Raw genomic sequence first — 12,421 nt, forward strand, 5'->3', positions numbered from 1 at the left:
ATGAACAGCAAAAACAAATATACAAAATCCGCATATTCTTATATTATGCCGGCGATGGTAGGGTTTCTAGTTTTCACATTTTATCCGTTTATAAAAACTATTTACAGAAGTCTTTTTTTGACGGACAGAATGGGAAACAGCAATCTCTTTATAGGGCTTGAGAACTACACGACGCTCTTCACATCGCCGTCGTTTTATAACAGTCTCGTTGTGACCTTCATGTATGTGTTAATAGTTGTGTTGGTGGGCGTCGGACTCGGCTTTATGACCGCACTTCTTTGTCAAAGAAGTTTTCCGGGGATCAAAATTTTCTCGGCGGCATACAGCCTTCCGATGGCCATCGCCTCTTCGGGCATGGCGCTTGTGTTTAAAGTTATGTTAAACAGAAGCATCGGAGCTTTGAATCTTATTTTCGGCTCCGACATAAGTTGGCTCGAAGACCCGACAATGGCACTCATATCGGTGAGCGTTCTTACGGCATGGCTAAATTCGGGGATGAATTTTCTATATTTGAGTGCCGGACTCGCTGCAATCGATGCTTCGCTATATGAAAGTGCAAGCATCGACGGAGCGAACGGCTTTCAAAAATTCAGATATATAACTTTGCCGTCCTTAAAACCGATAATGTTTTTTGTAATTGTCACAAATGTCATTAACGCATTTCAATCGTTCGCACAGATAAAACTGCTCACAATGGGTGGACCGGGCGAATCGACAAATGTTATAGTTCACGACATATATAAAAATGCGTTTGAAAACTACAAATATGGATATGCTTCGGCGGAATCCATAGTTTTATTTTTTATTGTAATGATTTTTACGATAATTTTGTTTAAAACAAACAGAGGCGGCAAGTCTCTTGCAGAAAGGTGATTTTATGCAGAAGGTACTCGAAAGAGAAAATATAAATATAAAAAGAAACAAGTCTTTTCGCTTCGATTTAAAAAAAGCATTACGCATGCTTTTGAATATTGTCGTCGTTACAGTTGTACTGTTTCCAATAATCTATGCATTTTTGATGGCGATAAAAGACCCGAGTGAAATTTTCACAAAAGACATAAGTCTTCTTCCGCAAAAGCCGACTTTGATGAACTTTGTAAACGTGTTTAAAACGGCACCGATTGGGAGATATATTTTAAACTCGATTATAGTTTCCGTAATAATAACGTTTTCACAAGTTTTTACGGCGCTTCTTGCGGCATTCGCATTTCACTTTTTAAAATTTAAAGGAGCATCGGTTCTATTTGCGATAATAATGTCCACAATGATGATTCCGGGAGAAGCTACAATCATTTCGAACTTTTTGATGGTGTCAGGTTGGGGCCTTAGAGATTCATTTTTGGGACTCGTGCTTCCATACCTCACGACCGCAATGGGAATATTTTTGTTTAGACAGTCGTTCAGATCTTTCCCGAAGGAAATATACGAAGCTGCAAAAATTGACGGTTGCTCGAATTTCAGATTCGTTTTAAACATTTTAATTCCGCTCTCAAGACCGACAATTGCTGCTCTTAGCGTTTCTTCATTTTTGGGTTCATGGAATATGTATATGTGGCCGCTTCTCATTACGGGACTTGACAAATATAGAACAGTTCAAATCGGAATTTCGATGCTTAATGCAGTGGATTCACAATCGATGGTTTTGATGATTGCGGGAGTTGTAGTCTGTATGATTCCATCGCTTATGATTTTCCTTTTCGCGCAAAAGAATATGATAAAGGGACTTACGGCAGGCTCAGTGAAAGGTTAGGTAAATATGGCTGAAGTAAAATTTAAAAATATAACAAAAAAATATGAAGACGGATATGTCGCGGTGAATGATTTAAATCTAAACATCGACGACAAGGAATTTGTCGTGCTTGTAGGACCGTCGGGTTGCGGCAAGTCTACGACACTAAGAATGATTGCGGGCCTCGAAGATATTTCGGACGGGACACTTTTTATAGGGGAAAATGCAGTGAACGATATTGAGGCGAAAGACCGTGACATCGCAATGGTTTTCCAAAACTATGCTCTCTATCCGCACATGACTATAAGGGACAATATGGGCTTTGCGCTCAAAATGCAAAAGGTGCCGAAAGAAGAAATCAAGGAAAAAGTTGAAAGAATTGCAAAAACTCTTCAAATTTCCGACTTACTCGACAGAAAGCCGAGTGAGCTTTCGGGCGGTCAACGCCAAAGAGTTGCACTCGGACGCGCAATGGTAAGAAAGCCGAAAGTTTTTCTATTGGACGAACCGCTTTCAAATCTTGACGCGAAACTCAGAGTAGAAATGCGCACGGAAATTGTAAAACTACACAAGGAACTCGATACAACATTTGTATATGTTACGCACGACCAAACCGAAGCGATGACAATGGGCGACAGGATTGCAGTTTTAAATAAAGGTGTTCTCGAGCAGTTCGACACGCCGATTAATCTCTACAATAAACCGAAAAATAAATTTATCGCTGAATTTATCGGAAGTCCTCAAATGAACATTGTCGAAAGTGAAATTAAAAAAGTTAACGACAAATATCAGATAAAATTTTTGGGGAAATATATAAATTTGCCGAAATATTATTCGTCGGCACTCAGAGATTCAGATAAAAAAGAAGTTTATCTCGGCGTTCGCTCTGAAGACTTTGTCTTGGGCGATGACGGAGTGGAAGTGCTCTTTTCAAATGTTGAATATATGGGAAGCGACCTTTTCTGCTACACATATTATGACGGTGCGAAACTCGTTATGAGGTTTGACCCGGAAGACAGCATTTATGAAGAAAGAGTTTATAAAGTGTTGCCGAATGTGGATAGACTTTATATTTTCGATAAAAATACGGAAGAGACGATTGTTTTTCCGTCTGGACTCTAGGAGAATGAAATGTACAAAGCGATAATATACGATTGCGACGGAACTCTTCTTGATTCAAAAAATGTGACGATTGAAACGTATGAATATATGATTGGAAGAAAACTCACGGAAGGCGAGAGGGAAAAAGTTTTTCATCAAACGCAAATCGAAAGTTTTAAAATGTTTAATCTCAATATAGAAGAGGGAAATCTCGAAAGAATTGAAAATATGTACAAAGAAATTGACGATTCTATAAAACCTTTCGATGGAGTTATGAACCTTTTAAGAGCGGTGAAAAAGCTTGGCATCCATCAGGCAATGGCGACAAACAGAAATGCCGAAGCGGCAAATTTAGCTTTAAACGGATACGGCCTTCAAAAATACATCGAAACGGTTGTGCATGCGGACATGGTTTTAAATCCGAAGCCGTCGGGCGAGATGCTTTTAAAATATATGGACACGATGAAACTCGAGAAACACGAAGTACTCTTTGTCGGAAACGCAATCACCGACCATATGGCTGCAATTGACGCCGGTATAGACTTTTTCTACTGTCGCTGGGGAACGGTGGAGTATTTGAAAAAAAGTGCTATAATATTAGATAGACCGGAAGAATTACTTCAATATGTAAAGGAGGATGTTTATGGCAAAAATTTATGCACACAGGGGATATAGCGGCAAGTTTTTTGAAAACTCGAGTGAGGCATTTAAGAAATGTTTGGACCTCGACATATTCGGAATTGAAACCGACGTACAGCTTACAAAAGACGGAGTGCCGGTGATAATTCACGATGAATATTTAAAACGACTTTTAAACAAGGAGGCTTTTGTAAAAGACCTTACACTTGATGAACTCAAAAGTTTGAAATATGAAAACGGCGAAAACCCGATAACTCTTGATGAATATATAGAAATTTTTAAAGATTCAAAACTTGTAAGTAATATTGAACTTAAAACGGGAGTTTTTCTCTATCAAGGAATTGAAAAGAAAGTGTATGATGCATTCAAGAAAAACGATATGCTCGATAGACTTTTGGTTTCAAGTTTTAACCATTACAGCCTTCTTAAAATGAAGGAAATCGATCCGGAAGTTCCGCTAGGGGCACTCACCGGATCAACTCTCATCAGTCCGGAAAAATATTTGAAACAATGCGGTTTTCAATTTTATCATCCTGTATTCAGCTCTGTGAACAAAAAAATGCTCGAAGATTTACACAAAAATAATATACAGGTGAACGCTTGGACAATAAACTACAAAGAAGTTTATGATACGTCGATTCAAATTGGACTCGATGGAGTAATAACAAATTATCCGGAGCTTGACTTTCCGAATTTGGGGTACTAAGTTGTATCCCTTTTTTATTGCAATAAAAAAGATCCCAAATGGGATCTTTAAAGTTTCTAGTGTGAATAATATTCGACAACAAATACGTCTTGGATTTCAATAGGAACTTCTTCTCTTTCAGGCATTTTAACCAATTTAGCTGAGAATTTGTTTTCGTCCTTTGAAATGTAAGGGTATGGGCTGTTTCCACCAACAGCAAAATTGTCTTTGAACATATCGTTTGAACGGCTCTTTTCTTTTAATGTCAATTCGTCGCCAACTTGAACTTGGAAGCTTGGACGGTCAACTTTTTTGCCGTTTACTAAAATGTGTCCGTGAACAACCATTTGTCTTGCTTGTCTGATACTTGAAGCAAATCCTGCACGATATACCATGTTATCGAGTCTTGTTTCAAGTAATTTTACAAGTGCGTGACCTGTTTGTTCTTTTGACTTTCTAGCCTTATCGAAGTATCCTTTTAATTGATTTTCAGGTACTTGATAATATGCTCTTAATCTTTGTTTTTCAAGGAGTTGTTCGCCATATGTTGAAAGCTTCTTGTCGCTTCTAGCTGCTCCTTTTTTCATTCCTTTGTTAGCCTTTGGAAGATTGAAAACGTTAAGACCGAGTCTTCTTACAATCTTTACTCTGGCTCCTTTTAAACTACTCATTTTTTGAATCACCTTTCCTAAAATTGGATTTGCCGCGGTATTCATTAAAAATTATATATCATACTTATCCGTTTGTCAAGCATTTTCATGCATATTTTATTAAAAATAATATTATTTGTCGGTTTCTCTTTTATAAAAATCCAAAAGAGTAGAAACCGTTCGCATTATATCGTCGTTTTCTATGAATAAAGTTTTCTCGTCAGCTTTGAATCTGTAGTTGTGGTCGTAATACTTTTCGCAAAGCAGCCTTGCAACCTCGTCATAATTTTTTAAAATCATATTTTCTTCGACAGCCGCTCTCGTTTCTTTTCCGAGATATTTCGAAAGATTTTCGATAGCTGTCTTTAGTTCATCGATAAGCTCAGGTTTTGCATAAGTTTCTTTGAGCCTTTCGATTCGCACACTCATTGGAGTCTCGAGATAAATCTTTTTTGATTCGAGAATTTTTTCGTACAATAAATCCGGCATCACGACATTTCCGATTCTTTTACTTTCGCCTTCGATAAAATATGTTTTAGGCTCGTCGTCAATCGCTTCGAAAAGAAGGGACTCGAACATCTTTTGCGAGTTTGCTTTTCCAAGCCCCACTCCACCTAAAGTCGAACCCATGTGGTTGGCAAGATTTTCGAGATCGATAACCGGAATATTTCTCGATTTTAAAAGATGGAGTATTTCGGTTTTTCCGGAACCCGTTGGAGCATAGAGAGTTACGAGAGAAATTTTCGATAATTTTTCGGGCAATTTCTCGTTTATATAGCGTCTATATGATTTCATGCCGCCTTTTAGTTTGTAGACATTGTATCCGAGTGTGAAAAATAAAGACGCGATTGTCTTCGATCTATATCCGCCTCTTGCACATGTGAAAATTATTCGCCTGTCGCTGTTCTTATAAATCAAATCTTCAAGCTCCAAAAGTTTTGTCGATACAAAAGTTATTGCACTTCTTTTTGCTTCCCGTCTTGAACCGTTGTCATACAAAGTGCCGACAATTTTTCGTTCTTCATTATTTAAAATTGGAAAATTTATAGAGCCGGGAATATGAAAATCATAAAATTCTTCGCTGCTTCTTAAATCAATAAATAAATCGTTGTCTGTTGTTTCTTCATAATTAAGTAATTCAAACATTATACCACCAAACTAATTATAAGGTGTTTTTGCAGTTATTTCAAGGCGAGTTTATAGTTTAAAAGTTACAATAAAAATCTTTTCATAAAAATATCTAAAAACACTTGACATTTGTTTTATGAAGATATAAAATATATGCAGACTGTTTTTTAAGAAAGGACCCGGAAACCTGTCTTAATAAACGCTACAAAATGCTCGAAAGGAATGAAAAATTAATATGAAATCATTTATGGCTAAACCGCAAGAAATCGAGCGCAAGTGGCTTGTTATTGACGCCGATGGATTGGTTCTCGGTCGTCTTGCTACAGAAGTTGCAACGATTCTTCGCGGAAAAAACAAACCTATTTATACCCCGCACGTTGACACAGGAGATTATGTAATCGTAATCAACGCTGACAAGATGAAACTTACAGGAAAGAAACTCGATCAAAAGAAATATTACTGGCACACAGGATATCCGGGAGGATTAAAATCTGTCGATTATAGAACTATGATGGCAAACACTCCGGAAAAAGCTCTTATGATTGCAGTAAAAGGAATGCTTCCAAAGAATTCACTCGGAAGACAAATGCTCAAAAAATTACGTGTTTACAGTGGAACTGAACACGGACATGAAGCTCAAAAACCTGAAGTTTATGAAATCAAAGGGGGTAACAGATAATGTATCAATCAGTTGGTAGAAGAAAAACCTCAACAGCTCGTGCTATCTTAACAGAAGGCAAAGGAATGTTTTTTGTTAACGGCAAACCTGTTGATGAATATTTTGACCTTGACACATTGAGAAGACTTGCTAAGAGCCCATTTGTATTGACCGAAACAGAAGGTAAATACGACGTTAAAATCAACGTTCGCGGCGGCGGAAAGTCAGGACAAGCAGGCGCTGTAAGACATGCAATCAGCCGTGCACTTTTAGAAGCAGATCCTGAACTTCGTGCTTCATTGAAACAAGCAGGTTTCTTAACAAGAGACCCGAGAATGAAGGAAAGAAAGAAATACGGTTTCAAAAAGGCAAGAAAATCTACTCAATTCTCAAAACGATAGTTTTTCGAAATACTATAAAAAATATAAACCTTGTAATTTTAATGATTACAGGTTTTTTTTTGTTGTTTTAAATATTGTATAAATAATATTTGGTTATATAGTATTTTTATAAAAATAATTATACATATATATATCATGAAATAAATAAAATATAAAAATAAATAAATAATATATAAAAACATATTGACAAAAAAATAATATAGTATTATAATATAAATAAGAATTTAAATAAATGCTATAGCTCTTATTTAGAATCTTAATAGTTATTTAGGAGGTGTAATTATGGAAAGACTTAAAGATTTGAAGGTGAAAAAGATCAGCTTCTCTAGAAGAGGAACTTGCAACAGCAGATGCGGTTGCGGAAACACATGTGGACAAGGAGCATAATCCAATCTGATAAGACTTTGTCTTATCAGATTGGATTAAAACAGATAAGAAAGGAGGAAGTATGAAATTAAGCAATGATTTAACATTGATTGAATCCAAAAATAAAGAAGATGTAAAGCTTTATAATAGTTTCACTAACACATTAACAGAATTAAATAGTGAAATTTATGATTATTTAATTAAATGTAATCAAGATGAAGATTTTGAAAATATATATGATATACTTTCGAAGGAGCAAATAGATATACTAATTGATAATAATATTCTAGTAGATGATATGGATACATATAAGTCTAAAGAATATGTAAGCGTCAATATGGGACAAGAAAAAATTATAAAAGATGTCTATGCTCATTTAACATTTGAATGCAATTTACGGTGCAAATATTGTTACCAGAAGGAAAATCTAAATAAGCACGATGTTTTGAAAGTTGAAGACTGGAAAATGATTTTTGATACATTGAAGCAAAAAGGCTTACAAAGAGTCCATTTTACAGGTGGTGAACCATTATTATATAGTGGAGCTAAAGAAATCATTCAATATGCTAAACAATTAGGTATCAATACAACATTACTGACAAATGGCACAAAAATAAATCCTAAAGATGATTTATATAATTATGTTGACAATATTATAATTAGTTTGGACAGTATGAATGATAAAATGAGAACAGGTTTAAAACCAAAAAATGTACTCAACAATATAATAGAATTAAACAAAGATGGAAAGTGCAAAGTTTTTGTTAGGTCGGTTTTTACAAATGGATACGAGGACGATAGTCAACATGTAAAAGATTTTGTGGAAGAATATGGAATTAAACATATTGGAGTGTTATGTATACCAAGCGTTCAAGATGAAATTAAATTCATTCCAAATTATGATAAGTATGAACTAATTGATGAAGAATGTGGGTCTTCAGGATGCGGAGCGGGTGACACAATAATTTCTATTAGTCCTGCAGGAGATGTATATCCTTGTCAACTCTTAATGAAGGATGAATTAAAAATTTGTAATATATTGCAAGAAGACTGGTATGAAAAATATAAAGCATCGAATATTAATTCATTGATAAACTCTTTTGATGTGAGAAAAGTTGAGAAGTGTAATAAATGTACATATAGAAATATATGTGGTGGTGGGTGTAGAGGAAACTCATATATAATGTATGGGAATTTCTTAACAAGAACCGAATATCTATGTGATTATTATGAAAAATGTGCGAGGAAGATGTTAGAAAATGCAGAGTAAAGAATTAAAATTACAAAAGAAAGAAATGCTTAAAATAGTGAACAAATGGGGATTTGCTTTACTGTTATTCTTAAGTTTATTGTCCGCGATACTTTTTGTAATCGCACCGATAACTCTTAACAATGTGGTTGAGAATGTCGGAACTATTGGAGCAAGTGATATCATAAAGGTTATACTCCTACTTGCAGCGGGATATTTAGTCGAATTTATTTCGGTTTTTATAAAAAATGAGTTGATTCAACAGTATCATGGAAGAGCAGCTGAAATTTTATATGCTGATGTATTTAAGCTCAATTATGATAAATACATAGAAGATGGGCCAACTGCAATAAGAGACCTTGTGTGGAACGCGGCGGATGCATACGCGGGTTTGTATTTTGATGTAATTCCGAGTCTTATAGTTAATATTGCAACGATTATTGTAAGTATATATATTTCGTTTACTTTAAATCATATTGCTGCACTTTTGATGTTTATTACTTTGCCGATTCATTATTTCGGATTTAAGCTCTTAAACAAAAAACTTGCGAAATTGTCAGTGAAACTCAGACAGGCAAGTTCCAAGTCGCAAAGCAATATCCACTCCGTAGTATCTCAAGTCGATTTCATAAAGCAAAACAGCGAAAATGAAAATCTGTTGCCGATGATCAAGAAAAATATTTTAGAGTCGGAGGGTGTTCGAAAAAAAGTAAATTATGTTGCAAACGGCGTTTCCGGACTTCTCATAGGTTTAAACCAAATCATTCAATCTCTCACAATTGTATTTTTGGCGGCACTTGCACTGAAAAATAAGGACGCATTCGGAGGCGTTGTTTATGTAATGCTTGTATTCCCATATTTTTCAAATGCGATAAGAGGTCTATCCTTTACAAACTTGGGCATTGCCGATGTTAAAGCGGCGGATGAATTCTTAAAAACAATGATAGAATATCGCGAAGAAGACGGAGCTTTGGATATGCCGAGTGATGTAAAGAGCATCCGTTTCGACATAAATTCAGTCGATATATATGATAAAAATTTATTAAACGACATTCATATGAGTTTTAAGAAAGGCGACATTGTTGGAATCAAGGGTGAAAGCGGTACGGGTAAGAGTACACTTGTAAAATTGATTCCGAAATTCAGAAGCGTCAAGGGTATTTATATAAACGACATTCCGATTGAAAAAATAAAGAATGAAGAATATTTAAAAAACATTTCTTATTATTCGCAAAACACGCCGATTATTTCCGACACAATTTACAACAATTTGAATTTCGGAAGAAAGCCGGTTCAAAAAAGTGTTTATGAAAATTTGAAATTTTTATCCAAGTTCAACAATTTGGACGAGATGATTATTGAAAACGGAGCAAATTTATCCGGCGGTGACAAACAAAGAATTGCACTTTCCAGATATTTCGTTGAGAATGCACAGATTGTAATTTTGGACGAGCCTACAAGTTCACTCGACAAGGAAACCGAAACAGAAATTATGACTGCAGTTTTAGAAAACAACAAAGACAAGATTATCTTTATTATAAGCCACAACAACGACATAATGAATTACTGCAACTATATAGTTGAGGTTAAAAATAAAACTGTTGACGTGACAAAAAACGATAAAAAGAATTTTTAATATGTATAGAAAAACATCGACAAAACTTTATGTTTCCATCGATGTTTTTTCTTTAATTATTTATTTTTTACAAATTTTATAACATCTCTCACAAGATATAGCGAGCCGCATACGAGGATTAAATCGTCCGCTTCGGCGATTGTTGTCGCATAGTTTATCGCTTCAACTCTGTCGGCGATTGCGACAACATCATTTCGAACTTTTTTCACTTCTTTTTCCAAATCGTAGAGCTTGAAAGCACGCTCCGGATTGTCGATTGTGGTTATGATAAATTTGTCTGTGATTTTTGAAAGCTCTTTTATAGCGTATTCGTAGTCTTTGTCTTTCAAAATGCTGAAGACCAAAATTAGATGATTATATTTGAAGACTTTTAAAGAATTTACAAGTGCATCCATTGCTTCTTTGTTGTGCGAACCGTCAACAAGAATTTTTGGTGATTTTGAGATTATTTGTAGTCTTCCGGTGTTGTGACTTGTGAAAATACCATCTTTAATGATTTCTTCGGTCAAATTAAACATTTCTTTAAAATAATCGAGCACCATTATCGCAAGTGATGCATTGTAAAATTGATGAACACCGACAAGGCTTGTTCGCATATTTTTGTAGTCTCTGAAGTCAAAATCATTTTCGTGGTCGCTTATTTGAAGAACTTTGACCTCGTCTTTACTGAAAGTATATAGGGGAGCGTGTTTCGAATCAGCAACGTCTTTAAACAGTTTGTATAGGTGTTCGTCTTTAGGATAGAGAAAAACAGGAGCACCTTCTTTTATTATACCGGCTTTGTTCATTGCGATTTCTTCAATTGTGTTTCCAAGAATTCCCACGTGGTCCATAGAAATCGTAACAATTACTGATGCAATCGGTCTTTTAACGATATTTGTCGAGTCCAAAGTTCCACCCATGCCGACTTCAACAACAGCAACGTCGACTTTTTGATCGTAAAAATATTTGTACATAATTGCGGTTAATACTTCAAAGTATGTGTTTTTATATCCTTCGGCGTCGAGTTTTTCAAGTACGGGTTTAAAAAGTTCGATGTATTTTACAAAGTCTTCTTCGGAAATCTTAACTCCGTTTATCGTGATTGATTCGGTCATGCATTCCATAAACGGTGAAATAAAAAGTCCAACTTTTGAAGTTTTTGAAAGGGTGTTCGAAAGAAAATTACATGTGCTTCCCTTTCCATTTGTGCCTGCGATGTGAATGACTTTTATTTTGTCTTGTGGATTATCGAATGCTTCGAGCAGTTTTTGTATATTTTTAAGGGTATGTTTTCCTTTTTTTTCATCTCGTTTGTACATCCAGTCGATGTATTTTTCAAAATTTTTCATAGTTCCTCCATTGCAATTTCTTTTAAATTATATTATAATACAAATATCAGAGTAGGTAAAGAGCGTAAAGTGTTAAGCTATGGGTTGTCGAGCTTAAACGAAGGTCATTTGACTGCGGTTCTTTATCGCAACCGCTTTGGGTATTACCCTAAGCCCACTTTGAAATATTTTTTAAGGGGAAACAAATGAATAAGAAATTTACTACCAGGAAATTAGTTATGGCAGGTGTTTTGACTGCACTTTCAGTCATCTTAACACGTTTATTTTCAGTACAACTGACAGAATCGATGAGAATCGGCATAGGGCCGCTTCCGATTTTAATGGTCGGCATTGCATTTGGTCCGATATTGGGTGCAATCTCAGGACTTAGTGCAGATTTGATCGGTTTTATGATAAACGCCGGCGGACAATTTCACCTAGGTTTCACAATGAGTTCGCTTTTGACGGGACTTATTCCGGGACTTGTCGCATGCTATTTCTTGAAGAAGAAAAAGAATTTAAATCTTACAATCATTTTATCGATTGTTGCGGTTTATGGTATTGTCCATTTAATTCTTAACAGCTATTGGCTAAACGGTCTTTACGGAACACCGTTTACAACACTCGTTATCGGACGTGCAACAAAAGTTGTAATTGAAGCTGTTGTCGTATGTATAATACTTGAAATTCTTATGAAAAGATTCATTAAATTCAGTTTTAGTGATGATGAATTATTTTAGAACAATTCGAATATGAGGCTCTCCAAATTAACGGAGAGCTTTTTTGATTTAGTAAATTTATTAACAGAATATTTTTGATTATATGTTGAATTAAATCACATAATAGGGTATAATAGACTTAGGTGTCAA

At 35.3% G+C, this 12,421-nt stretch carries 13 protein-coding genes and 1 riboswitch; of the genes, 10 read left to right on the forward strand and 3 right to left on the reverse strand.

The features are described from left to right. Genes C7381_RS02460 through C7381_RS02480 form a run of 5 tightly spaced genes read left to right on the forward strand, consistent with a single transcriptional unit; the run spans window position 1 to window position 4,175 of the window. Window positions 1–873, forward strand: coding sequence for a carbohydrate ABC transporter permease (locus C7381_RS02460; RefSeq protein ID WP_116479753.1), 873 nt, complete (start codon window positions 1–3; stop codon window positions 871–873). 4 nt (window positions 874–877) lie between these two features. Next, the gene (locus C7381_RS02465; protein WP_116479810.1) at window positions 878–1,750 is read left to right on the forward strand and encodes a carbohydrate ABC transporter permease; all 873 of its coding nucleotides are present in this window, start codon (window positions 878–880) and stop codon (window positions 1,748–1,750) included. 6 nt (window positions 1,751–1,756) lie between these two features. Then, window positions 1,757–2,851: an ABC transporter ATP-binding protein gene (locus C7381_RS02470; RefSeq protein WP_116479754.1), complete on the forward strand. Its 1,095-nt coding sequence runs from the start codon at window positions 1,757–1,759 to the stop codon at window positions 2,849–2,851. Between the two features lie 9 nt (window positions 2,852–2,860). After that, window positions 2,861–3,505, forward strand: coding sequence for an HAD family hydrolase (locus C7381_RS02475; protein ID WP_116479755.1), 645 nt, complete (start codon window positions 2,861–2,863; stop codon window positions 3,503–3,505). Then, entirely contained in the window at window positions 3,474–4,175 is a 702-nt protein-coding gene (locus tag C7381_RS02480) for a glycerophosphodiester phosphodiesterase family protein (protein WP_165803566.1), read from the forward strand. The genes C7381_RS02475 and C7381_RS02480 overlap by 32 nt, the downstream gene beginning before the upstream one ends. A gap of 56 nt (window positions 4,176–4,231) precedes the next feature. Here the strand turns inward: C7381_RS02480 and rpsD are convergent, their stop codons facing one another. Next, window positions 4,232–4,825, reverse strand: a complete 594-nt coding sequence (gene rpsD / locus C7381_RS02485) for a 30S ribosomal protein S4 (protein WP_034544847.1) — start codon at window positions 4,823–4,825, stop codon at window positions 4,232–4,234. Window positions 4,826–4,936: 111 nt separating this feature from the next. Further along, window positions 4,937–5,950, reverse strand: coding sequence for a tRNA 2-selenouridine(34) synthase MnmH (gene mnmH / locus C7381_RS02490; protein ID WP_116479757.1), 1,014 nt, complete (start codon window positions 5,948–5,950; stop codon window positions 4,937–4,939). A 217-nt stretch (window positions 5,951–6,167) separates the two neighbouring features. Between mnmH and rplM the strand changes: the two genes are divergently transcribed. The 4 genes from rplM to C7381_RS02510 all read left to right on the forward strand — a co-directional run bounded on the left by rplM (window position 6,168) and on the right by C7381_RS02510 (window position 10,242). Next, window positions 6,168–6,611, forward strand: coding sequence for a 50S ribosomal protein L13 (gene rplM, locus C7381_RS02495; RefSeq protein WP_116479758.1), 444 nt, complete (start codon window positions 6,168–6,170; stop codon window positions 6,609–6,611). Further along, window positions 6,611–6,991 carry a 30S ribosomal protein S9 gene (rpsI, locus tag C7381_RS02500; protein ID WP_034544852.1) on the forward strand — a complete coding sequence of 127 codons (381 nt, stop codon included), beginning with the start codon at window positions 6,611–6,613 and terminating at the stop codon, window positions 6,989–6,991. Before rplM ends, rpsI begins: the two co-directional genes overlap by 1 nt. A gap of 448 nt (window positions 6,992–7,439) precedes the next feature. Continuing rightward, window positions 7,440–8,627, forward strand: a complete 1,188-nt coding sequence (locus tag C7381_RS02505; RefSeq protein ID WP_116479759.1) for a radical SAM/SPASM domain-containing protein — start codon at window positions 7,440–7,442, stop codon at window positions 8,625–8,627. Continuing rightward, window positions 8,617–10,242: an ATP-binding cassette domain-containing protein gene (locus tag C7381_RS02510; RefSeq protein ID WP_116479760.1), complete on the forward strand. Its 1,626-nt coding sequence runs from the start codon at window positions 8,617–8,619 to the stop codon at window positions 10,240–10,242. The genes C7381_RS02505 and C7381_RS02510 overlap by 11 nt, the downstream gene beginning before the upstream one ends. Before the next feature lie 56 nt (window positions 10,243–10,298). On the opposite strand, the gene C7381_RS02515 is transcribed toward C7381_RS02510, so the two are convergent. Further along, window positions 10,299–11,573 carry a bifunctional folylpolyglutamate synthase/dihydrofolate synthase gene (locus C7381_RS02515; RefSeq protein WP_116479761.1) on the reverse strand — a complete coding sequence of 425 codons (1,275 nt, stop codon included), beginning with the start codon at window positions 11,571–11,573 and terminating at the stop codon, window positions 10,299–10,301. 45 nt (window positions 11,574–11,618) lie between these two features. Next, window positions 11,619–11,712: riboswitch (THF riboswitch) on the forward strand. 46 nt (window positions 11,713–11,758) lie between these two features. Between C7381_RS02515 and C7381_RS02520 the strand changes: the two genes are divergently transcribed. Next, window positions 11,759–12,292, forward strand: a complete 534-nt coding sequence (locus tag C7381_RS02520) for a folate family ECF transporter S component (protein ID WP_034544855.1) — start codon at window positions 11,759–11,761, stop codon at window positions 12,290–12,292. Window positions 12,293–12,421: the final 129 nt, after the last annotated feature.

The sequence above is a fragment of the Ezakiella coagulans genome, assembly GCF_003096635.1.
GTDB lineage: Bacteria > Bacillota > Clostridia > Tissierellales > Peptoniphilaceae > Ezakiella > Ezakiella coagulans.